Source organism: uncultured Bradyrhizobium sp., from assembly GCF_936928535.1.
In the GTDB taxonomy this organism is placed as follows: Bacteria; Pseudomonadota; Alphaproteobacteria; order Rhizobiales; family Xanthobacteraceae; genus Bradyrhizobium.
The window spans coordinates 17,126-42,037 of sequence record NZ_CAKZHY010000094.1; the positions used below are offsets into that span (position 1 = coordinate 17,126).

20 protein-coding genes are annotated in these 24,912 nt (G+C 64.5%); 5 read left to right on the forward strand and 15 right to left on the reverse strand.

The window, feature by feature from the left end:
• Position 1: 1 nt before the first annotated feature.
• The 6 genes from Q0687_RS16480 to Q0687_RS16505 all read right to left on the reverse strand — a co-directional run bounded on the left by Q0687_RS16480 (position 2) and on the right by Q0687_RS16505 (position 7,715).
• On the reverse strand, positions 2–1,690 hold the full coding sequence (locus Q0687_RS16480; protein ID WP_298878552.1) for a methyl-accepting chemotaxis protein: 1,689 nt from the start codon (positions 1,688–1,690) through the stop codon (positions 2–4).
• 313 nt (positions 1,691–2,003) lie between these two features.
• Complete coding sequence (locus tag Q0687_RS16485) at positions 2,004–4,109, reverse strand: methyl-accepting chemotaxis protein (RefSeq protein WP_298878554.1); 2,106 nt, start codon at positions 4,107–4,109, stop codon at positions 2,004–2,006.
• 192 nt (positions 4,110–4,301) lie between these two features.
• Complete coding sequence (locus tag Q0687_RS16490; protein ID WP_298878556.1) at positions 4,302–4,553, reverse strand: hypothetical protein; 252 nt, start codon at positions 4,551–4,553, stop codon at positions 4,302–4,304.
• A gap of 160 nt (positions 4,554–4,713) precedes the next feature.
• Positions 4,714–5,322 (reverse strand): hypothetical protein, encoded by a 609-nt coding sequence (locus Q0687_RS16495; RefSeq protein ID WP_298878558.1) that lies wholly within the window; start codon positions 5,320–5,322, stop codon positions 4,714–4,716.
• A gap of 113 nt (positions 5,323–5,435) precedes the next feature.
• On the reverse strand, positions 5,436–6,422 hold the full coding sequence (locus tag Q0687_RS16500) for an MDR family oxidoreductase (RefSeq protein WP_298878561.1): 987 nt from the start codon (positions 6,420–6,422) through the stop codon (positions 5,436–5,438).
• A gap of 42 nt (positions 6,423–6,464) precedes the next feature.
• Positions 6,465–7,715 (reverse strand): MFS transporter, encoded by a 1,251-nt coding sequence (locus Q0687_RS16505; RefSeq protein WP_298878563.1) that lies wholly within the window; start codon positions 7,713–7,715, stop codon positions 6,465–6,467.
• 336 nt (positions 7,716–8,051) lie between these two features.
• Here Q0687_RS16505 and nadA point away from each other — a divergent pair, with 336 nt between their 5' ends.
• From nadA to nadC, 3 genes are all read left to right on the forward strand, one after another.
• Positions 8,052–9,152: a quinolinate synthase NadA gene (gene nadA / locus Q0687_RS16510; RefSeq protein ID WP_298878565.1), complete on the forward strand. Its 1,101-nt coding sequence runs from the start codon at positions 8,052–8,054 to the stop codon at positions 9,150–9,152.
• 183 nt (positions 9,153–9,335) lie between these two features.
• On the forward strand, positions 9,336–10,943 hold the full coding sequence (locus Q0687_RS16515; protein WP_298878567.1) for an L-aspartate oxidase: 1,608 nt from the start codon (positions 9,336–9,338) through the stop codon (positions 10,941–10,943).
• 11 nt (positions 10,944–10,954) lie between these two features.
• Positions 10,955–11,833 (forward strand): carboxylating nicotinate-nucleotide diphosphorylase, encoded by an 879-nt coding sequence (nadC, locus tag Q0687_RS16520; protein ID WP_298878569.1) that lies wholly within the window; start codon positions 10,955–10,957, stop codon positions 11,831–11,833.
• 157 nt (positions 11,834–11,990) lie between these two features.
• Here nadC and Q0687_RS16525 read toward each other — a convergent pair whose 3' ends face one another.
• The 3 genes from Q0687_RS16525 to Q0687_RS16535 form a co-directional block, all read right to left on the reverse strand.
• A complete protein-coding gene (locus tag Q0687_RS16525; RefSeq protein ID WP_298878571.1) occupies positions 11,991–13,430 on the reverse strand; it encodes a cell wall hydrolase in 1,440 nt (479 codons plus the stop codon).
• Positions 13,431–13,893: 463 nt separating this feature from the next.
• Positions 13,894–16,830: a pyruvate, phosphate dikinase gene (gene ppdK / locus Q0687_RS16530; protein ID WP_298878573.1), complete on the reverse strand. Its 2,937-nt coding sequence runs from the start codon at positions 16,828–16,830 to the stop codon at positions 13,894–13,896.
• A gap of 96 nt (positions 16,831–16,926) precedes the next feature.
• A complete protein-coding gene (locus Q0687_RS16535; RefSeq protein ID WP_298878575.1) occupies positions 16,927–17,082 on the reverse strand; it encodes a DUF3096 domain-containing protein in 156 nt (51 codons plus the stop codon).
• A gap of 224 nt (positions 17,083–17,306) precedes the next feature.
• Between Q0687_RS16535 and Q0687_RS16540 the strand changes: the two genes are divergently transcribed.
• The gene (locus Q0687_RS16540; RefSeq protein WP_298878576.1) at positions 17,307–17,660 is read left to right on the forward strand and encodes a DUF1236 domain-containing protein; all 354 of its coding nucleotides are present in this window, start codon (positions 17,307–17,309) and stop codon (positions 17,658–17,660) included.
• A gap of 257 nt (positions 17,661–17,917) precedes the next feature.
• Here Q0687_RS16540 and glyS read toward each other — a convergent pair whose 3' ends face one another.
• From glyS to Q0687_RS16570, 6 genes are all read right to left on the reverse strand, one after another.
• On the reverse strand, positions 17,918–20,017 hold the full coding sequence (gene glyS / locus Q0687_RS16545; protein ID WP_298878578.1) for a glycine--tRNA ligase subunit beta: 2,100 nt from the start codon (positions 20,015–20,017) through the stop codon (positions 17,918–17,920).
• A complete protein-coding gene (locus Q0687_RS16550) occupies positions 20,017–20,952 on the reverse strand; it encodes a glycine--tRNA ligase subunit alpha (RefSeq protein WP_298878580.1) in 936 nt (311 codons plus the stop codon). The genes glyS and Q0687_RS16550 overlap by 1 nt, the downstream gene beginning before the upstream one ends.
• Before the next feature lie 197 nt (positions 20,953–21,149).
• The gene (locus Q0687_RS16555; protein WP_298878582.1) at positions 21,150–21,341 is read right to left on the reverse strand and encodes a hypothetical protein; all 192 of its coding nucleotides are present in this window, start codon (positions 21,339–21,341) and stop codon (positions 21,150–21,152) included.
• A 104-nt stretch (positions 21,342–21,445) separates the two neighbouring features.
• Positions 21,446–22,354, reverse strand: a complete 909-nt coding sequence (locus Q0687_RS16560; protein WP_298878584.1) for a S49 family peptidase — start codon at positions 22,352–22,354, stop codon at positions 21,446–21,448.
• A gap of 216 nt (positions 22,355–22,570) precedes the next feature.
• A complete protein-coding gene (locus Q0687_RS16565; RefSeq protein WP_298878586.1) occupies positions 22,571–23,338 on the reverse strand; it encodes a methyltransferase in 768 nt (255 codons plus the stop codon).
• Positions 23,331–23,558, reverse strand: coding sequence for a DUF2007 domain-containing protein (locus tag Q0687_RS16570; protein ID WP_298878587.1), 228 nt, complete (start codon positions 23,556–23,558; stop codon positions 23,331–23,333). Before Q0687_RS16570 ends, Q0687_RS16565 begins: the two co-directional genes overlap by 8 nt.
• A gap of 132 nt (positions 23,559–23,690) precedes the next feature.
• On the opposite strand from Q0687_RS16570, the gene Q0687_RS16575 reads away from it, so the two are divergent.
• The gene (locus Q0687_RS16575; RefSeq protein ID WP_011085318.1) at positions 23,691–24,698 is read left to right on the forward strand and encodes a polyprenyl synthetase family protein; all 1,008 of its coding nucleotides are present in this window, start codon (positions 23,691–23,693) and stop codon (positions 24,696–24,698) included.
• Positions 24,699–24,912: the final 214 nt, after the last annotated feature.

Below are 24,912 nucleotides of genomic sequence, written 5' to 3' on the forward strand. Positions count from 1 at the left end.
ATCAGGCCGCGCGGACCGACTCCAGGAACTGCGCGACCTCGACCTTGAGACGTGTGCTGTCGGACGCCAGCGACTTTGCCGCCGAGAGGACTTCGACCGACGCTTCGCCGGTCTCGATCGCACCGCGCTGCACGTCGGTGATGTTCGACGAGACCTCCTGGGTGCCAACGGAGGCCTGCTGGACGTTCCGCGAGATCTCCTGCGTCGCCGCGCCCTGTTCCTCGACCGCGGCCGCGATTGCCGCCGCCACTTCCGACAGCCGCTCGATGGTGCCGCCAATCTCCTGGATGGCGCTGACGGATTCCTGTGTCGCGGCCTGAATGCCCGACACCTGCGCCCCGATCTCGCCGGTCGCCTTCGCGGTCTGTTCGGCCAGTGCCTTCACCTCGGAGGCGACGACGGCAAAGCCGCGGCCGGCCTCGCCCGCACGTGCCGCCTCGATGGTGGCGTTCAGCGCCAGCAGATTGGTCTGGCCTGCGATGGTGTTGATGAGCTCGACGACGTCGCCGATTCGGGCCGCCGCCTGCGACAGCTCGTTGACGCGTTCGTTGGTCCGGGACGCCTGCTCGACGGCCTCCGCCGCCATCCGCGCGGAATCCTGTACCCGGCGGCTGATCTCGGTGATGGAGGACGACAGCTCCTCGGACGCGGACGCCACAGCCTGCACGTTGGTGGATGCTTCCTCGGAAGCCGCGGCGACGACGGTCGCCAGCTCCTGTCCGCGCTGGGCCGTATTGGTCAGCGTCGACGCGGAGGCCTCGAGCTCGGTGGAGGCCGACGACACCGTCCCAACGACCTCGCCGATCATGGCTTCGAACTTGGTGGTGATGGCGTCGACGCGGCGGCCGCGCTCGATCTTGGCCTCGGCATCGAGCCTCGCAGCCTCGTCCGCCGCACGCTTGGCGATCAGCGCCTCCTTGAAGATCTGCAGCGCATCCGCCATCGATCCGATCTCGGTCTTCTCGCCGCGATGCGGCACGTCGGCCGACAGATCGCCCTCACCGAGCGACTGCATCGGCTTGATGATCGAGGCAATGCCGCGCGACACGTCGCGCACGAGATAATAGGCGGCGCCGATTGCGATCACGACCGATGCCATGATGATGCCGACCAGCACGCGGAAGATCGTCGCGTAGCTCTCGGCCGCCTGCTTCGTTTCCAGTTCGGCGCCGTGGTTGTTTAGCTCGATGCCCTTCAGGAGCAGCGGATCAGCCGCCTGGGCCATCTTCGCGACCTTGGTCTGCAACATCTCGTTGGCATCAGTGGGGAACTTGCCGGGACTCTTGCGCGACAGCGCCATCACATCCTGAACGCCCGTCAGGTAATCGGCCCACGCCTTGGTCCATTGCTGGTAGAGCGAGCGCTCTTCCGCGGAGGTGATCAGCGGCTCGTAGACCTTGCGGGTGGTCTCGATGCGCGCCTGCAGCGAGGCCAGTCGCTTCTCGGCGGCCTCCTTACCCTCGAGGGTGTCCTGCATCACGTGCAGACGCAACGCAACGCGCAGCTCGTTGATGTCGGCCCGCATGGAGCCGAGCGCACGCACGCTCGGCAGCCAGCTCTCTGCGATCTCGACTGTATGAGAATTGATGCTCTGCATCGTGCCGATCGCCACGACACCGACGCCGGCGAGCGAGAGCACGAGGACCGACAACACGGTCAGAAGCTTAAAGACGATCGACAATTTCGACATCACAACAAATCCCGATGATACCTGCTAACGCACACGTCACCTGCGCCGCGACCGTCACGACGAACGGCAGGGCGAGGTCATTCCAATAATGCTGGCTGGTTCTTGTCCGGTAAGATTGCTCGCATAGTTGCAAGCAGCCGTTAACAGAGACCTACGTGGAACTACGGATACGACATCGTGGTCATAGGCTTCTTCTACGACCATTAGCTGCAATCACCTGGAGCATCCCGTCTTTCTTACCCCCTCGAACCAGGAACGCAGACGACCGCCGCAGCCGCGACGGTCGTTGATCGGGGGGCCGGGGAGGCCCGGTTCAGGCGGCCCGAACGGTGTCCAAGAACTTGCCGACTTCGAGCTTGAGGCGGTTGCTGTCGCCGGACAGCATCTGCGCGGCGGAGAGCACTTGCGATGACGCCGATCCAGTCTCGCCGGCCCCGCGCTGCACATCGGTGATGTTGGACGACACCTGGTGGGTGCCTGCCGCCGCCTGCTGCACGTTGCGGGAAATTTCCTGCGTAGCCGCGCCCTGCTCCTCGACAGCGGCCGCGATGGTCGAGGATATCTCGGACAGCTTTTCGATGGTGTCGCTGATGTCCCTGATGGCACCGACCGATTGCTCGGTGGCGGTCTGGATGCTGGAGATCTGCTGCCCGATCTCGCCGGTCGCCTTTGCCGTCTGCTCGGCAAGCGCCTTGACCTCGGAGGCGACAACGGCAAAGCCGCGACCGGCTTCGCCGGCGCGGGCCGCCTCGATCGTGGCGTTGAGAGCCAGCAGATTGGTCTGGCCTGCGATGGTGTTGATGAGCTCGACGACGTCGCCGATCCGCATAGCCGCTTTGGACAATTCGCTGACGCGCTCGGTGGTATTGCGGGCCTGACCGACCGCCTCGCTCGCCACCCGCGCTGATTCCTGCACCTGACGGCTGATCTCGGTAATCGAGGACGACAGCTCCTCGGTCGCCGAGGCCACCGACTGGACGTTGGTGGACGCCTCTTCGGAGGCGGCAGCAACCATGGTAGCAAGTCCCTGCCCGCGCTCGGCAGTCGAGGTCAGCGTCGAGGCAGAAGCCTCGAGCTCGGTTGCCGCTGAAGAAACTGTCTCGACGATCTCGCCGATCGCAGATTCGAAGCTGTCGGCAAGCTTGTGCATCTCGGCCTTGCGCTGCGCGGCTGCAATCCGATCAGCGGCGTCCTGCTCGGCTCTCATCCGTTCCACTTCAAGGCCGTTTCGCTTGAAGACCTCTACTGCGACAGCCATCTCGCCGATTTCGACAGTCTGACCAGCGGCCGGCACTTCGACCTCGAAATCTCGATCAGCCAATCGTCTCATCGTGGCCGTGATTGCGGAAAGCGGCTTGAGAATGCGGGAGAAGGTAATCCAGAAGCTCAGCCCCGCCAGACCCAGCGAGATGCCGAGAAGCGCAAGCGTGATGATAAAGTTGCGGAGACTTGAAGTCGCCTCCAAATTCGCTTCCTGGTCGGCAGCCCCTCCGATGGATTCTCCAAGCTTCAGCACAGCATTAATGCCGGCGGTCGCGCGAGCGAAATAGTCGGCCCCGCCGATCATATACGCGCCGGAGTCTCCGCCCGAAAGGACGAGCGTACGCGTCTCACCGTAGCTGCCAAAATAGCTCTTCTCCACCTCTGCCATTGTCTCGCCTATCCCCCTCGGCAGATCCGGGCGGAGCCGCAGCGGCACGACTGCCTCCCATGCAAGCTCGACCTTGGACCGCAGTGCGGCGAGACGCTGGAGCTCATCAACGCCAAGCTTGGCCCGAGCGCCGACCGCGCCGGCGAGGAGCGCACGCTCTCTTCCGGCATTTTCGGCCATTTGGGCCGTGAGGTGTCGCGCGCCAATGAGCTGGGCGAGCTTCGCCGCAGGGGGACTGGTCAAAGTCTCGAGGGTTAGCCGCAACCGGTTGCTCGCGATCTCGATGACATCGGTGATTGCGGGCGCAAAACCATCGACGACATCAGGCGCCCGCTCGGAGCGTGGCCGCGGGAGATTCGTGACGACGTTCTCGCGGAGCCGGCGCAGCGACTCGAATTTGGCTTGGGCTTCTGCAATTTGCGACTGCCCCAGCGCCATTTCGGGAATGGATCGGATCTCAACGATAGCTGCCTGGAAAGCCGCGTCCGCAGTCGCACGGACCTTATCGATCTCGGCACCGCGTTCGGAAGGGAGCGGATCGGCGGACTTCAACGCCCCATTGGTCAATCCGCGTTCGATCGCCCATTGTCCTGCGCTCTGCAGCAGCAACTGGGCGGCGTGATTGGTCTTGAGGAATGCATCGGCTTCACGACGCTTGCCGATCGCTTCGAATGCGATCAAGCCGGCCGATCCCACGCCAAGCACCACCAACGCCGCGATGATGGCCGGCAGCACAGTGCCTATGCGCAATCTGATCTGGCTCAACATTGCGTTTCTCCGAAACGCGAGCAGCCAGACATTGCCGACCGCTTGGACGTTGATCGCCCTTACCCGAAAGGCTATCGGCCAGAGCTCCATCTAAGGTTAACGGCGAGGTCAGCAGAAATACTGATCTTTTGCGCTACATGATTGAAATCGAAGGAGTTTGATCTCGTCATAGTTGTAAATTGCAGCTTGAAGTCAGCGCGGGGTTATTTTGCATCCGACAGTCTCGCTGACCAGGCTGATGCGAAACACCGGCTCCTTGTTCTCGTCGAGCAGCTCCATGCTCCACTTCGCATTCGGCTTCAGATTGCGCGAGATGCTGCCGAGCAGATTGGCGCACACCTCGGTCATCTCGGTCCAGGCCGCGGCACGGTCTTCGAACTCGTACGGCTGATCAGCGGCCCCGGAATAGCGGCCAGTGCTGATGCGAAAGAAATAGAGCGACATGTTTGAACCGTTGGTAGGGCAGCCTCCCGGCCGTTACGCAAGGCTGGGGCGACAGTCGCTACCAAGCCATAAAAACGGCGGGCCGTATGATTACGGCGCCACGGCTTCGCGTGCGATGCATTCGTCAACGGCAGGTAAATGAGCGCCGGGTGCGCCGGTATCACTCGGTCGAGCGGCGCAGCTCCAGCGGACCTTCGCTCTTTGAAACCGACTTTGGCTCGGACTTCGCTTCCGACTTCACCGGCTCGATCCGGCTGCTCTCGACCCGCGGCGTCTCGACCCGCGCGGCGACTTCGGTGCCTGGCGCATTGATCGAACCTGTTTGCTCCGAGCTGCGCAGCGCGCGCGGCCGTGCAACGGCGCGCGCCATCAGCATCTGGTTGCCGCCCTGATGGTGGAAGTCGCAATAGGCAAACCCCATGCCCGACACCGAACCGCGGAAGCTGCGATCGTCGGTCTTTTCAAGGTTGAAACAGGGCTCGAACGGAATGCCCTTGATCGAGGCGCAGACGTTCTGGCCGCGGATCTGGAGCGTGTTGCCGGGGAGACGGAGATGGCGAACCGGGCCTGCGCCCGAGAACTGCACCGCGCCGGCGGCGCCGAGGTCGTCGAGAATGCGGCCTGCCCCGCGGGTCCCGTCGAAACAGGTGAAGGCGAACACCTTGCCGGCGACGAAGCGACGCGCCTCGTCGGCATTCATGCTTCCGGCAATGGCCGGCGCAAACGTCACGGCCGCCGTAACAGCCCCCAACACAATACGCGCAAGCATGCTCTACTCCGAACTAACCCCCGCAGCGGGCGATGCCTTATCTCTTTACCCGCTGCTTACCATACTAACCAAGGCGACATTGAAGCAGCTTGGTTGGTAAAGTCTGAACGTCGTTAGACAATTTTTACCACGATTCGGCCGCGAACCTGGCCCGCGAGGATCTTCGCGCCCCATTCCGGAACTTCATCGAGTGAAATTTCCGTAGTGATTTCAGATAGTTTTGACCGATCCAGATCAGATTCCAGGCGCTGCCAGGCGGCTTTCCGGGGGGCGATCGGGCACATCACGGAATCGATGCCGAGAAGGCACACCCCGCGCAAAATGAAGGGTGCGACAGAAGACGGCAGGTCCATGCCGGCCGCGAGACCGCAGGCGGCGATCGCGCCACCATACTTCGTCATCGACAGCAGGTTGGCCAGCGTGGTCGAGCCAACGCTGTCGACGCCGCCGGCCCAGCGCTCCTTGGCCAGGGGCTTTGGGGGCGCCGACAATTCGTTGCGGTCGATCACCTCGGCGGCGCCCAGGCTCTTGAGGTAATCGGCCTCGGAGGCGCGGCCGGTCGAGGCGATAACGTGGTGGCCCAGCTTCGACAGGATGGCTGTCGCGACCGAGCCGACGCCGCCGGCGGCCCCCGTCACCACGACGGGGCCGCTCTTCGGCGACAAGCCGTGCTTCTCCAGCGCCAACACCGAGAGCATCGCGGTGAAGCCGGCGGTGCCGATCGCCATGGCATCACGTGCCGACAGGCCCTGCGGCAGCGCGACCAGCCAGTCGCCCTTGACCCGCGCCTTCTCGGCATAGGCGCCGAGATGGGTCTCGCCCATGCCCCAGCCGGTGCAGACGACCTTGTCGCCCGCCTTCCACTGCGGATGGGAGGAGGCTTCGACAGTGCCTGCGAAATCGATGCCGGCGATCATCGGGAAGCGGCGCACCACGGGCGCCTTGCCCGTGAGCGCGAGGCCGTCCTTGTAGTTCAGCGTCGACCATTCCACGCGAACGGTGACGTCGCCATCCATCAGCTCGGCTTCGTCGAACTGGGTGAGCGCGGCAGTGGTGCCCTTGTCAGCCTTGTCGATCCGGATCGCCTTGAACGTGCCCACAGCTTGAACTCCCTGACTTGTTTGACAGGGATGTTTAGCCGATCAGGCAGGCTGCGCAACCGCTCGTGCGACCGGCTTCTCCACGATCGGGAGATTGATCAGCGCCGAGAGCACACCGAACAGGATCGAGAGCCACCAGATCGGCGTGTAGGAACCGAACTTCTCGAACACGATGCCGCCGAGCCAGACGCCGAGGAAGCCGCCGACCTGATGGCTGACGAAGGCGAAGCCATAGAGCGTCGCCAGCCAGCGCGTGCCGAACATCAGCGCCACCAGCGCCGAGGTCGGCGGCACCGTCGACAGCCAGGTGAGGCCGGAGACCGCACCGAATGCGATCGCCGAGAACGGAGTGATCGGGAACGAGATGAAGGCGAGCGTCGCCAGCGCGCGGGTTAAATAGATGCTCGAGAGGATGTAGCGCTTGGGCAAGCTATTCTGGAGATAGCCGACGCTGAGCGAGCCCATGATGTTGAACAGGCCGATAGCCGCGATCACCCAGCCGCCGGTTTGCGTCGAGATGCCGCGATCGACCAGAAACGCCGGCAGGTGCACGGTGATGAAAGCAAGCTGGAAGCCGCAGGTGAAGAAGCCGAGCACCAGCAGCACATAGGAGCGATGGCCGAAAGCCTCGGCGAGCGCCCTCGTGATGGTCTGCTCATCCGCAGGCGCTGCGTTGGCCGTGGTGGCGACTGGTGGCGTCGAGATCGCCAGCGACAGCGGAATGATCAGCAGCATCAGGAAGCCGAACACGGTGAGCGCCTGCTGCCAGCCGAAATTGTCGATCAGCGCGACGCCGATCGGCGCGAACAGGAACTGGCCGAGCGAGCCCGCCGCGGTGCCGGCGCCGAGCGCCAGGCCGCGCTTCTCGGCCGGCAACAGTTTCGTGAACGCCGACAGCACCAGATTGAACGAGCAGCCGGCGAGGCCAAAGCCCACCATCACGCCCGCGCCGATGTTGAGCGACAGCGGCGTCGACGAATAGCGCATCAAGAGAAGACCGCCGGCATAGAGCAGCGCGCCGACGCACATCACGCGGAACAGGCCGAAGCGATCGGCGATCGCGCCGGCTAACGGCTGGCCCAATCCCCACAACAGATTCTGGAAGGCGATGGCGAGGCCGAACACGTCGCGGCCCCAGGCGAATTCATGGCTCATCGGCTGCACGAAGAAGCCGAGCGCCGAGCGCGGACCGAAGCCGAGCATGCCGATCGCGCAACCGCAGACGATGATGACGGCCGGGGTCCGCCAGTTTTGGGAACGTGAGGAAGCTAGTCCGCCCGCTTGGATCGACATGGTGTTCCTCATCCGTCGTTGGCGAAGCGCAATTCGGCGACCGCTCATAAGCGGTTTAATGCAGATGCATGAAAATCAAAAGTCAAAAATCGTTGCGTTCCACGAGGGCCTCTTTCGGAAGGATTGCGGTTCATCGCGGCCTCCACGGCGCGCGGAGCGCGAGTTGACGGGAATGTGTGCGGCCGGGGCTAGCGGCTTTCTGGGGGACGTGTTATCTTTGATTTACTCAGATTGAGCATATGTAGCTTTGGTGAAATTCCTCCGGCCCCTCTCGGCCGGATTTCTCGGGCCTCTCATATACTCAAAGAGAGCATAATTGAATGTACGGAGGCTTCGATGCCGATTGCTGAGATTTACGGTCCTGATGACTTCGCCAACCGGCCGCACGGCCGGGCCACCACTCCGATCGCGCCGGCGCGATCAGGGCCGACGCTGCCGCGCCCTTCGCTGGAATGGACCAGCGAGGTCGAACGCGCGACCGCGCCGATCTACCAGCGCCTCAAACATGTGATCCCGTCGATCGAGTGGCCGCTGATGGCGCCGACGATCCACGCGATCAACCAGCTCAAGCGCGAGCGCAATGCGGTGATCCTCGCGCACAATTACCAGGCGCCGGAGATCTTCCACGGCGTCGCCGACATCGGCGGCGATTCGCTCCAGCTCGCCGTCGAGGCCACCAAGGTGAAGGCCGACATCATCATCCAGTGCGGCGTGCACTTCATGGCGGAGACGTCGAAACTGCTCAATCCGGACAAGACGGTCTTGATCCCCGATACGCGCGCCGGCTGCTCGCTCGCCGCCAGTATCACCGGCGCCGACGTGCGGCTGCTCCGCGAAAAATTTCCCGGCGTGCCCGTGGTCGCTTATGTCAACACATCCGCCGAGGTGAAGGCCGAGGTCGACATCTGCTGCACCTCGTCGAACGCGGTGCAGGTGGTCGAGAGCCTGAACGCACCGCGCGTGATCTTCCTGCCCGACCGCTATCTCGCGACCTATGTCGCCTCGAAGACTTCAGTGAAGATCATCGCCTGGAAAGGCGCCTGCGAGGTGCATGAGCGCTTCACCGGCGAGGAGCTGCGCGCCTTCCGCGATGCCAATCCCTCCGTGCAGATCATCGCGCATCCCGAATGTCCGCCCGATGTGCTGGCGGAAGCCGACTTCACCGGCTCGACCGCGCACATGATCAATTGGGTGCGCGAACGGCGGCCGAAGCGTCTCGTGATGATCACCGAGTGCTCGATGGCCGACAATGTCCGCGCCGAGCTGCCTGACGTGGAGATGCTGCGCCCCTGCAATCTCTGTCCGCACATGAAGCGCATCACGCTGTCCAACATCCTTGAGAGCCTGCTGACATCTGGCGAAGAAGTCACGATCGATCCGGCGCTTGCGATGCGCGCGCGGCGCTCGGTCGAGCGGATGATCAATCTGAAGAATTAGCAACACAATCGGTGTCGTCCCGGACAAGCGCCGCGAAGCGGAGCGCAGATCCGGGACCCATAACCCCAGGGAGATGTTTGGCGAAGAAAGGCAATACCCAGCTTCGCACAACAATTTCCGCTGCGGCGTATGGGTCCTGGCTTTCGCCAGGACGACAGCGGAGTGAAAGGAGAAAGCAAAATCATGACAAACAACATCCACAACCTCACCCGCACCACCGATGATGTCGTCATCGTCGGCGGTGGCCTGGCTGGACTGTTCTGCGCGCTCAAGCTTGCGCCGCGGCCGGTGATGCTGATATCGGCGGCGCCGCTCGGACAAGGCGCCTCGTCCGCATGGGCGCAAGGCGGCATCGCGGCTGCCGTCGCCGACGGCGACAGTCCCGAAGCGCATGCCGCCGATACGATTGCGGTCGGCGGCGGCATCGTCGATGAAGCGGCCGCACTCGGCATCGCGCACGAGGCGGGTCCGCGGATCCGCGATCTGCTCGCCTATGGCGTGCCGTTCGACCGCGATCTCGAAGGCCGGCTTGCGGTGGGGCGCGAAGCTGCGCATTCGGCGCGGCGGATCGTGCACGTCCGCGGCGACGGCGCGGGCGCAGCGATCATCGCGGCGCTGAGCGAAGCCGCGCGCCGCACACCGTCCATCCGCCTGATCGAAGGTTTTGTCGCCGAGGCGCTGCTTACCGAGGATGGCGCCGTTACCGGACTTCAATTGCGCGAGGCCGGCAACGTGGCGGCAAGCCCTGTGATGATCGCCTCGCGCGCGGTCGTGTTCGCGACCGGCGGCATCGGCCACCTCTACGCCGTCACAACCAATCCGGCAGAGGCCAATGGATCGGGCCTTGCGATCGCGGCCCGAGCCGGCGCCGTGATCGCCGATCCGGAATTCGTGCAATTCCACCCAACCGCGATCATGGTCGGCCGCGATCCGGCACCGCTTGCGACCGAGGCGCTGCGCGGCGAAGGCGCGACGTTGATCAACAGCAAGGGCGAGCGCTTCATGCTGGCGCAGCATCCCCTCGCCGAGCTCGCGCCGCGCGACATCGTGGCCCGCGGCGTGTTTGCCGAGATCGCATCTGGGTGCGGCGCCTTCCTCGATGCGCGGCAGGCACTGGGCACGCGCTTCGCCGACAAATTCCCGACGGTGCATGCGAGCTGCATCGCCGCCGGCGTCGACCCGGCGACGCAAGTCATCCCGATCGCGCCGGCCGTGCACTATCACATGGGTGGCATCGCGGTCGATGCACGCGGCCGCAGCTCCATCGACGGGCTCTGGGCCGGCGGCGAAGTATCGTCGACCGGCATGCACGGCGCCAACCGGCTTGCGTCGAACTCGCTGCTGGAGGCCATGGTCTACGCCGCGCGCATCGCCGAGGACATCGCCGGCCGGGCGATCGCCTCGCCTGCCCGCCTCCCCGAAGCACTCGTGACGCCACGCGGCGGCGCTCCGGATTCAAGCACTGTCAAGCGGCTGCGCGCGACGATGACCACACATGTCGGCGTCATCCGCGAACGCGACGGGCTTGCGGAAGCCGTGCGCAGCCTTGCTGCGCTCGAGCGTACGGCCACTTCTGTCACTGTCCGCAACATGGCGACAACGGCCTTGCTGGTGGCTGCCGCGGCGTGGAGCCGGAAGGAGAGCCGCGGCGCACATTTCCGCTCCGACCATCCGGCAGAAGTTCCGCTGCTCGCGCAGCGAACGATGACGACACTCGCGGCGGTGCGCGAGATCGCGGACAGCCTCGCCGAACATTCAACACCGCACATCGCGCAATCCATGATCGCCTGACGGAGTTTGTCATGATCACCCCGACCTCCCTGCTCTATCCCGACGCCTTCCTCTCTCCGCTCGCCATCGATGAGGCCGTGCATCGCGCACTCGATGAGGATCTCGGCCGCGCCGGCGACATCACCTCGCTCGCGACGATCCCGGAAGCGACCAAAGCGCAGGCCGACCTGGTTGCGCGCCAACCCGGAATCATCGCCGGCCTGCCGCTGGCGCTGGCGACGCTGCAAAAGCTCTCGCCCGACATCGAGGTACGCGCCCATGTCCGCGACGCCGCCCGCGTCGTCCGCGGGCAGCAGGTGTTGACGATATCAGGACCGGCCCGCGCGATCCTCACCGCGGAACGGACCGCACTGAATTTCGTCGGCCGCCTCTCGGGCGTCGCGACGCTCACGGCCGCATACGTCGCGCGCACCGAGGGCACCAAAATGCGGATCTGCTGCACGCGAAAGACCACGCCCGGATTGCGGGCGCTGGAGAAATATGCGGTGCGGTGCGGCGGCGGCTTCAACCATCGCTTCGGTCTCGACGATGCGATCCTGATCAAGGACAACCACATCGCGGTTGCCGGCGGCATCCGTCCCGTGCTGGAGCGCGCGCGCGCCCATGCCGGCCATCTCGTCAAGATCGAGATCGAGGTCGACACGCTGGCGCAGCTGCGCGAGGTACTCGCCACTGAGCTCGCCGATGCGGTGCTGCTCGACAACATGGACATCGCAACGCTGCGCGAAGCCGTCAGGATGACCGAAGGGCGCCTCAAGCTGGAAGCCTCCGGCGGCGTCACGCCGGACTCGATTCCCGAGATCGCGGCGACCGGCGTCGACTACGCCTCCTCCGGCGCGCTGACGCATTCGGCGCCGAATCTCGACTGCGCGCTGGATATCGAGATGTGAGGTGGTCTGCTCTCTCTCCCCGTTCTTACGGGGAGAGGGTTGGGGTGAGGGGCCTCTCTCCGCGCATACGGCCGTCGAGAGACCTGTACCCCCTCACCCGGATTGCATCTACGATGCAATCCGACCTCTCCCCGCAAGCGGGAGAGGTGAAGAAAGACTACCTTCGCTCCGTCACGCCCATCTCGGCGGAGCTCTTGGCTTCCTGCGCGAGTTCGGCCGAGAGCGCGGCGGTCTGCGCCGGTGTTCCCCAGCTCGGCTCCTCGTCGCCGTCGCCCCAGGCGCGCGGCCGGTAGAAGGTGTGCACGCCGGTCTTGTACATCTTCTTCATCTCGGAGACCCAGGACGGACGTACCCAATAGGCGTGGTAATGGGTCGACTTGCCCACTTCAGGCAGCCAGATCTGGCCGTCGAGCATCGCCTTCGAGATCTTCTTGGCGCGCTCCCACATCTCGGGCTCGCGGATCACGTCGGGATTGTTGTCGCAGGCAAAGGTGAACTGGCAGGCGAAATGGCGGTACTTGTTCTGGTAGACGACGCCGCACACCGTGTCAGGATATTTGCCTGAGAACACGCGGTTCATCACCACCTGCGCGACCGCGATCTGACCGCGCACGGCCTCGCCGCGAGATTCGAAATAGACGGCTTCTGCGAGGCACTTTTCCGACTTGGCGCGTGATTTCTCGTCGAGCGCCAGCCGCTCGGCCGGCGATTTGGCGCGCTGGTTGTCGGCGTTGACCTCGCCCTTCGGCGCGACGCTCTCACCGCTCTCGGTGCTTGCGGCATCTTCGTTCGGCGGCGCCAGCGAGGCCATCTTCATATCGGGATCGGGCGCCACGATCAGCGGCTCGGCGCCGGGCTGCCAGCTCTCGATGCTCTCGATGGCGCCGCCGAGCGAGGAGCTGCCGAAGAACAGGTTCGAGGTCTTGACGCTGAACGGGTCGCGCGGCGGCGCGGTGACCGTCGCCTGCTTCAGCGCGTTGAGCGGCTGGGCCGCCAAGGACAGCGCGTTGTCGTCGGCCTTCGGCGGATTTGTATATTGAGCCAGCGGCGGCGCAAGCATCGCTTCCTGAAGCTCGGGATCCAGCGCCGCGGCGGACTCCGGCGACATGGCCTGCGGCAGCTCGGCGGTCTTCGCTCCGAACACGGAGCTGTTCGAGGTCGCCGGATTTTCCTGCGTGGGCGCTGGAGCAACCGGCTCAGACACAGGCGCCGGTGTCGCGATAGCGAGACGATCGCCCTTCAACGCGCGATCGACCTTGGGAAAGTCGGAGGCCTGGTAGCGTGCCGGCGGCTGCAGCACCGGGTTGCGCGAAATGGAGCCGGTGACGTCGCGGCCATCGAGGCTCGCGAGACGAACCATCGCGCTCTGCGGCGCGGACGTCCCGATCGGGCGCGAGAAGCTGTAAGTGGCAAGCTGAATGGACGAGGCCGCAGAGAACACCTGCTTCTGCCAGCGCTCGGCAACGCCGGGCTGACGCGCCAGCAGCGAGCCTATGTCCTGATATCCGATCTCTCTCGGCATCAATGCGAAGATGCAGAGACCGAGTCCGAAGGATGCGAACCGCGCACCCTTCGGATGGTTACGCAACACTGACATCGATACGCTCACGCTACGCTTACGCCCGTTCGACCGAACTCAGTACATCCGTGCAATTCGATCTTTATCGTGAGTATCTAATTTAGGTTGCCGGGGCGTTAATCCGCGTTGCGCGCAGGGCACACTCAAGCGATGTCAGGTGTTTTCACGGGCCGATGCTGCGCGTTGGTAAAGGCCGCGTCATTCGAAGCGGTAAACATCTGGTCAACGCGCATGGTGAAGGAACCGTTACGCGCACGTATCATTACGGGACGCGTGCGGTTCTCTCTCCTCGTCATTACGAGCGAAGCTCTCTCTACACCGTCATTGCGAGGAGCACTTGCGAGGAAGCAATCGAGACTGCCCCCGGATAGATTCCGAATTGCTTCGCTTCGCTCGCAATGACGGTGTGGAAAGAGTGTCGCGCAAAATGAAAGAGGCGGGGCTGTGGCCCCGCCTCTCTCAGCTCAATCGTGCGTTCGTCCTACGCCTGGCTCGCAACCGCCTTGCCGAGCGCGGCTTGGGCGGCTGCGAGGCGCGCGATCGGCACGCGGTAGGGTGAGCACGACACGTAGTCGAGACCGATATTGTGGCAGAAGGCGACGGAAGCGGGATCGCCGCCGTGCTCGCCGCAGATGCCCATCTTGAGCTTTGGGCGCGTCTTGCGGCCGCGCGCGACGCCGATCTTGACCAGTTCGCCAACGCCTTCCTGGTCGAGCGAGATGAAGGGATCGATCGAGAGGATGCCCTTGCTCACGTAGGGACCGAGGAAGCTCGCCGCGTCGTCGCGGCTGATTCCGTAGGTCGTCTGGGTCAGGTCGTTGGTGCCGAACGAGAAGAACTCGGCACTCTGGGCGATCTCTTCCGCAAGCAGGCAGGCGCGCGGCAACTCGATCATGGTGCCGACCTGATAGGCGAGCTTGGCGCCAGTCTCGCGCATCACCGACTTCGCGGTGGCATCAATGCGGGCCTTGACCAGGTCGAGCTCGGCCTTGGTCGCGATCAGCGGCACCATCACCTCGAGGCCGACGGCCTTGCCGGTGCGCTTCTCGGCTTCGACCGCGGCTTCGAAGATGGCACGGGCCTGCATCTCGGCGATTTCAGGATAGGCGATCGCGATACGGCAGCCGCGGAAGCCGAGCATCGGATTGAACTCCGACAGCTCGCGCGCACGGTCGGCCAGACGCCGCGGATCGGTGTTCATGGCGCGCGCCACTTCCTCGACCTCGGCATGGGTGTGCGGCAGGAACTCGTGCAGCGGCGGGTCCAGCAGACGGATCGTGACGGGCAGCCCCTTCATGATCTCGAACAGCTCGACGAAATCGGCGCGCTGCATCGGCAAGAGCTTTGCCAGCGCGGCACGGCGAGACTGCTCGTCCTCGGAAAGGATCATCTCGCGCACCGTGCGGATGCGGGTCTCCTCGAAGAACATGTGCTCGGTGCGGCACAGGCCGATGCCTTCGGCGCCGAACTTGATGGCGGTGCGGGCGTCATCCGGCGTGTCGCCGTTGACGCGGACGCCGATCTTGCGAACCTGGTCGGCCCAGTTCATCAGCGTGCCGAACTCGCCGGACAGTTCCGGCTCGATCATCGGCATGCGGCCGGCCAGCACCTGGCCGAGCGAACCGTCGATGGTGATGACGTCGCCGGCCTTGAAGGTGCGCGAGCCGATGCTCATGGTGCCGCGGCCGTAATCGACGCGGATGGTGCCGCAGCCGGAGACGCAGGGCTTGCCCATGCCGCGCGCGACCACCGCCGCGTGCGAGGTCATGCCGCCGCGGGTGGTCAGGATGCCTTCGGCGGCGTGCATGCCGTGGATGTCTTCGGGGCTGGTCTCGATGCGGACCAGAATCACCTTGCGCCCGTCGCCCTGGAGCTTGGCCGCTTCGTCCGAGGAGAACACGATCTCGCCGGAGGCAGCACCCGGGGATGCCGGCAGGCCGGTCGCGATCACGTCGCGCTTGGCGTTGGGATCGATGGTCGGATGCAAGAGCTGGTCGAGCGAAGCGGGATCGATCCGCGTCACCGCTTCCTTCTTGGTGATCAGGCCTTCATTGGCAAGCTCGACCGCGATGCGCAGCGCGGCCTTGGCGGTGCGCTTGCCGCCGCGGGTCTGCAGCATCCACAGCTTGCCCTGCTCCACCGTGAATTCCATGTCCTGCATGTCACGATAGTGCTTCTCGAGCAGCGTGTAGATCCGCGTCAGCTCCTTGAAGGCCTCGGGCATCGCCGCTTCCATCGAGGCCTTGTCGGAGCCGGATTCCTTACGCGCCTCCTCGGTGATGTCCTGCGGCGTGCGGATGCCCGCCACCACGTCCTCGCCTTGCGCGTTGATCAGGAACTCGCCGTAGAGCTTGCTCTCGCCGGTCGAGGGGTTGCGGGTGAACGCAACGCCGGTCGCCGAGGTCTCGCCCATGTTGCCGAACACCATGGCCTGCACGTTGACCGCGGTGCCCCAGGATTCCGGGATATCGTGCAGCTTGCGGTAGGTCACCGCGCGGGCGTTCATCCAGGATGAAAACACCGCGCCGACAGCGCCCCAGAGCTGGTCATGCGGATCCTGCGGGAAATCCTTGCCGGTCTCGCGCGCGACCGCGTCCTTGTACTTGCCGACCAGCTCGACCCAGTCATCGGCGGCGAGGTCGGTGTCGAGCGTGTAGCCCTGGCTGTCCTTGAAGGTGTCGAGGATTTCCTCGAAGTGATGATGTTCGAAGCCGAGCACCACGTCGGAATACATGGTGATAAAGCGGCGATAGCTGTCATAGGCGAAGCGACGATCGCCCGAGAGCTCCGACAGCGCTTCCACGGTCTGGTCGTTGAGACCGAGATTGAGCACGGTGTCCATCATGCCGGGCATCGAGGCGCGCGCGCCCGAGCGTACCGAGACCAGCAGCGGGTTCTTGGTGTCGCCGAACACCTTGCCCGTCAACTTGCCGATATAGTCGAGCGCCTTCTCAACCTGCGACTGCAGCTCCTTCGGATAGGATTTGTCGTGGGCGTAGAAGTAGGTGCAGACCGAGGTCGGGATGGTGAAGCCCGGAGGCACCGGCAGGCCGAGATTGGCCATCTCGGCGAGGTTGGCACCCTTGCCGCCGAGCAGGTCGCGCATCTCCGTACGGCCTTCGGCCTTGCCGTCGCCGAACGTGAAGACCCATTTGTTGGCTGGGATCTTGGCCGGCGCGCTTTTGGCCAAAGACGCCTTCGCCGCGACCTTCGGAGCGGCCGGCCTGGTCGCAGCCTTCGCAACGGGCTTGGCTGCCGGCTTCACAGCGGCCTTGGCCGCAGGCTTGGCAACCGGCTTCGGGGCGCTCTTCACGGCGCTCTTGGGAAGCGCCTTGCGGGCCGCCGGCGCGGCTTTCGCCTTGGCGGAGGGCTTTGATTTCGCTGGGGATTTCTTAGGCTTCGAGGCGGCTTTGGCCATAGCTTGCACACAACCTGCGAGAGGGACGGGAAATTGCGGGCCTTACACCATTTTGGGCGGGCCCGCGCAAGTCGAAGAGTTCCGGAAAATGAAGGCTTAGAGATGGAGCCACTTCAGCAAACCGAGCCCGATCGCACCGTTGAGAATGAGAAAGATCGCCACGATGAAGTTGAGCAGGCGAGGCATGACCAGGATGAGCACACCCGCCAGCAACGACAGGAGCGGCGAGATGTGGGCGACGGTGATGTGCATGAAATATCTTTCCGGGGCGTTGGGGCGAATCGCGGGCGGATCATACCGGACCCGGTTCGGCGGGTAGAGACGCGCAAGGGGCGATACGGGTTCCTTGCTTCGCGAAAACTGCCCGAAATTGCCGCGTATGCGGCAAGGCTTTTTCCGGAACATCACGCGCGGCGCAGCATTGGCAACCGGTCGCGCCATTGGCGCCGGCTGAAGTCAATTCGAAGGAGTTGCCCATGCGGAACAGGATTCTCGCTCTTGCAGTGCTTGGCGTCGCGCTCGGCGCGCCCATCGCGGCGCAGGCGCAAACCGGGATCACAGTGGGACGCGCGCCCGTGGTGGTCGATGAAGGCCCGACGATTGCGGTCGAGCAGCGGCCGGCGTTCCGCGACTATGTCGTCGAGCAGCGCGTGCCGGCCTTCCATATCCCCGATCGCGTCGTGGTCGGCACCACCTTACCCGAGACCGGCATCACCTATTACGACGTGCCGCAACGTTTCGGCGCGACGACCTATCGCTACACCGTCGTGAACGGCGAGACGGTGCTGGTCGAGCCGCGCTCGCGGCGCATCGTCGAGGTGATGAACTAAAGTTCCTGCTTGCACGTTCAACTCGATGTCCGGCGCGCCACTTCAATCAGGCTGGCGCAAGCAGTGAAATCGGACATCAGGCCCCGCCCGGTCTTCCCCCCGCCGGGCGGGGCATTTTTTGTTGCGCCGTCATTCCGGGGCGCGCCACTTGGCGCGAACCCGGAATCCATTTCTCGACGTCACGTGCGGTCCGATGGATTCCGGGTTCGCGCTTCGCGCGCCCCGGAATGACAGCGTCGTTTGCCGCGCGACCGAGATCAATCCTGGATCTTCGAGAAATCCGCCACCGCACGGGTGGCGCTGCGGATCTCGTTCAGCAGCTTGAGGCGGTTCTCGCGCACCTTGGCATCATCGTCGTTGACGCGCACCTTGTCGAAAAACGCATCGACCGGCGGGCGAAGCTTTGCCATCGCGCTCATCGCGGCGGCAAAGTCTTCCTTCGCGACGGCAGCACCTGCTTCCGCCTTCACCTCGCCGATCGCCTTGGCCAGCGCCTTCTCCTCAGCGAGGCCATAGAGCGCAGCGTCGGGCGCGCCGTCGAAGGTGCGCTTGTCCTTCTTCTCCTCGATCGCGAGGATGTTGCTGGCGCGCTTGGTGCCGGCGAGCAGGTTCTTGCCGTCGTCGGACTCCAGAAACTTGCCGAGCGCATCGACGCGGCGGACGATCATCAAGAGATCGTCCTGGCCGCCGAGCGCGAACACGGCGTCGACGAGATCGTGACGCGCGCCCTGCTCGCGGAGCTGGACCTTGAGGCGGTCGGCGAAGAAGGCGAGGAGATCGCTCGGAAGCTTGTCCGCATCCGCAGCTTTTACCGAGAGGCCGGCGAGCGCTGACACCGCCACCTTCATCAACGACAAACGCAGCGTGTTCTCGGCGATCAGCCTGATCACGCCCAACGCGGCACGACGCAGCGCATACGGGTCCTTCGATCCCGTCGGTTTCTCGTCAATGGCCCAGAAGCCCACCAACGTATCGAGCTTGTCCGCAAGCGCCACCGCAACGCTGACCGGATCGGTCGGCACGCGATCCGCAGGCCCTTGCGGCTTGTAGTGCTCCTCGCAGGCAGCCGCGACCGAGGCGTCCTCGCCCTGGGCCAGCGCGTAGTACTTGCCCATCAGGCCCTGCACCTCAGGGAATTCGCCGACGACTTCGGTCAGCAGATCCGCCTTGGCGAGGTGGGCGGCACGCGTTGCCTTCGCGACGTCGGCGCCGACCAGCGGTGCGATCTCGGCGGCCAAGCGTTCGATCCGCTTGATCCGCTCCGCTTGCGTGCCGAGCTTCTCGTGGAACACGATCTGCTCGAACTTCGGCAGGCGATCCTCGAGCTTCGTCTTCAGGTCCGTCTCGTAGAAGAATTTTGCATCGCTCAGCCGGGCGCGGATCACGCGCTCGTTGCCGCCGACGATGATCTTGCCGCCGTCGGTGGCCTCGATGTTGGCGACCAGGACGAACTTGCTCGCGAGCTTGCCCGTCTTGGGGTCGCGCACCACGAAGCATTTCTGGTTGTTGCGGATGGTGGCGCGGATCACCTCGTCGGGAGTCTTCAAGAACTCTTCTTCGAACGAGCCCATCAGCACGACCGGCCATTCGACGAGCCCTGCGACCTCGTCGAGCAAATTCTGGTCCTCGACGAGCTCGAACCCTTGCGCGAAGGCGAGCTGCTTGGCGTCGGTGAGGATCGCATCCTTGCGCCTCTCAGGATCGAGCACGACCTTCGCATCCAGCAACTTGGCTTCGTAGTCCTCGAAGCGGCGGACCGAAATGGCTGATGGCGCAAGGAAGCGATGGCCGTAGGTGGTCTGGCCGGCCTCGATGCCGTCGACCGCGAACTTCACCACATCGGGCTCTTCGGTCTCGAGGCCGAAGGTCGCGGTGATCGCGTGCAGCGGACGCACCCAGCTCAGCGAACCGGGCTTTGCCGACCGCGCGCCCCAGCGCATCGATTTCGGCCAGGGGAAGGTTCTGACGATGACCGGCAGGATTTCCGCAAGCACGTCGATGGCGTCGCGGCCGGGCTTCTCGATCAAGCCGATGTAGAAATCACCCTTGGGGTCGCGCTGGATCTTGGCCTCATCCAGCGATGTCAGACCGGTCGCTTTCAGGAAGCCCTGCACGGCCGCATCGGGCGCGCCGACTTTCGGGCCGCGGCGTTCGGTCTTCAGATCAGGCTGACGCGCGGGGATGCCGTGCACGGTCAGCGCGAGGCGACGCGGCGTCGCGAAGGCCTTCGCGCCCTCGTAGACCAGGCCCTCAGCGACGAGCTTGTCGGTGACCAGCCGGCGCAGATCGTCGGCCGCCTTGGCCTGCATACGCGCAGGGATTTCTTCCGAGAACAGTTCGAGCAAAAGATCGGGCATCAGGCCGCTCCACCGGCTTCGGTGTGCACCCAGGCTTCGCCGCAGGCTTTCGCCAGCTCGCGGACCCGGAAAATGTAGCTCTGTCGCTCCGTCACCGAAATCACACCGCGCGCGTCGAGCAAGTTGAAGACATGGCTCGCCTTGATGCACTGGTCATAGGCCGGCAGCGCCATCAGATGCGCCTCGCGCTTGCCGTCTTTCCAACCGGCGTCGAGGTATTTCTTGCAGGCGGCTTCCGCCATCTTGAACTGCTCGAACAGCATCGCCGTGTCGGCATGTTCGAAATTGTGCCGCGAATATTCCTGCTCGGCCTGGAAGAACACATCGCGATAGCTGACCTTCTCTGCGCCCTCGCGGCCGTTGAAGTTCAGGTCCATGATGCGGTCGACGCCTTGCAGATAGCAGGCGAGCCGTTCGAGGCCATAGGTGAGCTCACCCGCGACCGGCGCGCACTCCACGCCGGCGACCTGCTGGAAGTAAGTGAACTGGCTGACTTCCATGCCGTCGCACCAGCACTCCCAGCCAAGCCCCCAGGCGCCGAGCGTCGGGCTCTCCCAATCGTCCTCGACGAAGCGGATGTCGTGCACGGCGGAATCGATGCCGATGGCGGCGAGCGACTTCAGGTACAGCTCCTGAAGGTTCGGCGGCGACGGCTTGAGGATGACCTGGAACTGGTAATAGTGCTGAAGCCGGTTCGGGTTCTCGCCGTAGCGGCCGTCCTTGGGCCGGCGCGAGGGCTGTACATAGGCGGCGTTCCACGGCTTTGGGCCGAGCGCGCGCAGGGTCGTGCCAGGATGGAAGGTGCCGGCGCCGACTTCCATGTCGTAGGGCTGCAGGATCACGCAGCCGTAATCCGCCCAGTAACGCTGCAGGGCCAGGAGCAGGCCCTGGAACGAGCGGTCCGGGCGCATATGGGCGGGCAATGAGGCGTCCATCGTCAGATCAGGCTCTCGCGGGGGGTTTTGAATCGCGCGGGACCGTATCGACGGCGGGGTTGGGAATCAAGGCAAAGGGGTCGGATTCGGCCCAGTTCTCCGTCGTGCCCGGGCTTGTCCCGGGCACCCACGTTCTTCGTGCGACGGGGCAAGGCGTGGATGGCCGGGACAAGCCCGGCCATGACGAACAGCAAGACCTACCCCGGCCTGTACGCTCCGGTCACGGGGTCACGCTTCAGCGTCTGGATATTCCCCATCGAGGCGGCCTCGGCGACGCGCGACAGGCGCATCTCCTCGAGCTCCTCATTGATCCTGAGTGCGGTCTTGTAGGCCCAGCGAACCACGGCAAGCCCACCCAGCACGCCCGCGAATGCGACGAACGGCGGCATCGGTCGATCCTTGTTCAATGCTCAGCCCCCAGAGACATTCTCGCGCAGTCCGGGCCGCGCCGCAATTGGCTCAGCACGGACCAAATGGCGCGGGATGACCGAACCTAGAACCCGAATTTCGCCCAAATCGCCCGCGTCTCGACCGCCGAGATCAGCTCGTCCGGAAGCCCGGCCATTGATTCCATGGCCGAAAGCTGGCCCGCACCGGGTGATTTCCGCCCGAGCAGGCTGGACAGCAAGCCGGTCGGTTGGGCGATCACGGGGGTGAGAACCTTCTCGCCATAGCGGGCACGAAGAGTTGAGCGGAGATCGCCGATGCCGTCGGCGAGCCCGAGCCCGATTGACGTCTCCCCGGCCCAGTACTCGCCGGTGAACAGGACGTCGTCCGCGCCCTTGAGCCTCGCGCCGCGGCTGTCCTTCACCAGCGCGATGAAGATCTGGTGGATCTCGCGCTGGAGTGCCTTCAGCTTGGCGACGTCATCGGGGTTTTCGGGAAGGAACGGATCGAGCATCGCCTTGTGGGCGCCGGCCGTATAGAGCCGCCGCTCGATGCCGAGGCGCTTGATCGCCTCCTGGAAACCAAAGCTGCCGCCGACCACGCCGATCGAGCCGAGGATCGAGGACGGATCGCAGAAGATCTCGTCGCCGGCGCAGGCGATCATGTAGCCGCCGGAAGCCGCTACGTCCTCGACGAACACCAGCACGGGCAGCTTCTTCTCCGCCGCGAGCTGCTTGATGCGCAGATAGATCTGGCGCGACTGCACCGGCGAGCCGCCGGGTGAATTGATGACCAGCGCCACCGCCTTGGCATTCCGGTATGAAAACGCCCGCTCCAGCACCCTTGCGACGCTCGCCAGCGTCATGCCCGGACGCAGCGGCGTCACCGCGCCGATGACGCCTGACAGCCGCACCACGGGCACCACCGCGGCACCTGGCCGAAAGCGCGCCGGAAGATATTGCATGAGCTTGTCGGCCAGGCCGGAATTCTCGCGATCGTTCAATTGTTCGGCCATGCCGTCACCTCTGGTTAACCTTTATTTATCACGCGACTGTCATTGCTGGTGCCTGGAACGTGTTTTGCAGAATCCCTGTTGGGAAGCTGCAATGAGGCAGCGGAGGAAACGACATGAAGATCTATCTGCTGTTGATGCTGATGGGCGCGCTCTTTACGGCAATTCGCTTTACGTCCCAGCCGGAACAGCAGTCGGAATCGCTTCCCCAGTAAGCCGTCACGGCTCCGCCAGCGGCAAGACCGCTCTCCCCTCCAAAATATTCCGCACCTCTTTTTTAGGCACGTGTGACTCATCATTGAGCATGAGGCCCGGCAGCAATCGCGTCGGGGCCCGGCCGCCCTTGACCGCGCGCACCAGCACGCGGATTGCTGGACGCGCCGCATCGCCATGAACCGGCAGGATCGACACGCTGCCGAAGCCGCGCGACAGCGCTGCCAAGACATCAGCAATTCCATCCGCGCGCCAGATCAGGGTCAGCACACCGTTCGATCGGAGGATGCGCCGCGCTGCATGCACCCAGGCATGCAGCGTCTCGTCCGTCGCGACATGCGCGGTGTGGCGCGCCTGGTCCGGCGAGCCGCGGTGCCTGATGGCATCGTTGAAGGGCGGATTCATCAACACGCAATCGGCGCCATCAGGCATGAGGCCGTGTGCCGCGAATGCCTGTGCGTCATCGGTGACGTCGAGCACGATGACATCAGCGGCAATCGCATTCGCGGCTGCATTGGCCCGCGCGAGCGCAGCGAGTTCCGGATCGATCTCGACGAGACGAAGATCGACGCCGGCCACGCGCCGGGCCAGCGCCAGGCCGGCCGTGCCAATGCCGGCACCGAGATCGACCACACGGTCACCTTCACGGGCCTCAGTCGCGGCCGCAAGCAGGATGGCGTCATGTCCTGCCCGGTGGCCGGATCGCTTCTGCTTGAGCAGCAGCTGGCCGCCGAGAAGGGCGTCCTCGGTGAGATCTGTGACGACGTCAATCATCGCCGCGCAATTCGTGGCTGAGGCCGGCTTCAGTCAGCAATTGCCGGGCCTCGCTGGCATCGTCCTCATGAACCAGGATCCGCCTGGGCAGGACGCCGAGCGAGCCCTCGATGATGCTCATGTTCTGGTCCAGCACCAGATGATGGATGTGGGCGCCGTCGAGCAGCGCGCCGATCGCCGACACCAGCACGATATCGTTGGTCCGAACCAATTCACGCAAGACGAGCCTCCTGGGCTGAAAGGGGTCAAAGCGGCAAATGTCAATGGTTCCACAGGCCTTGCCGCATCCCCGTCCAGTTTCTATTGTCTTTCCATCAGAATAGCCCCTCCGGGGCAAATATTGGAGACCGGCGTGGCCGTCATCGTACCTTTCGAAACCCCCGGCGCGTCGATCGAAGAGCTGGTTGCCCTTGTCGCCGGCGACATGGAGCGCGTCAACGCCACGATCCTGTCGCGGACCGGGTCTGACGTCACCATGATCCCTGAAGTCGCCAACCATCTGATCTCCTCTGGCGGCAAGCGGCTGCGGCCGATGCTGACGCTCGCCATGGCCAACCTCGCCGGCTATACCGGCGACGGCCATATCAAGCTCGCCGCCAGCGTCGAGTTCATGCATACAGCCACGCTGCTTCACGACGACGTCGTCGACGAGAGCGAGATGCGCCGCGGCAAGCTGTCGGCGCGCATGCTCTGGGGCAACGAGGCGAGCGTGCTGGTCGGCGACTTCCTGCTCGGCCAGGCCTTCCGCATGATGGTCGAGGTCGGCTCGCTGCGCGCGCTCGACATCCTGTCGGCCGCCGCCGCCACCATCGCCGAGGGCGAAGTGATGCAGCTCGCCGCTGCCAAGAACACCGCAACCACCGAGGACGAATATCTCGCCGTGATCCGCGGCAAGACCGCCGAGCTGTTCGCGGCGGCCTGCGAGGTCGGGCCCGTGATCGCGAACCGCCCCAAGGCCGAGCAGACCGCCTGCCGCTCGGTCGGCATGAATCTCGGCATCGCCTTCCAGCTCGTCGATGACGTGCTCGACTACGGCGGCAAGAGTGCAAAACTCGGCAAGAACACCGGCGACGATTTCCGCGAGGGCAAGATCACCCTGCCCGTTGTGCTCGCCTTCCGCCGCGGCAACGACACCGAGCGCGCCTTCTGGATCAAGGCGCTGGAGCGCGGCGAGATCGGCGACACCGATCTCGACCACGCCATCGGCCTGATGAACAAGCACCGCGCGCTCGAGGACACGCTGAGCCGCGCCCAGCACTATGGCGCCATGGCCGTCGACGCGCTGGCGCTATTCCCGTCCTCACCGATGAAGAGCGCGCTGGAACAGGTGGTGGCGTTCTGCCTGGCAAGGTCGCATTAGGGCGACCGACGCGCTTTCCGCCACTCTATCAACTGCGTCATCCTGAGGCGCGAGTGGCGCGATGCATAGCATCGCGCCAAGAGCCTCGAAGGATGTACGGCCGAGATGCGTCCGGCCGTTCGCCCTTCGAGGGCCGCTGAAGAAGCGGCCACCTCAGGGTAACGGGCGAGATTATGCTTGCCGCTCCCTCCCCGTCATTGCGAGCGCAGCGAAG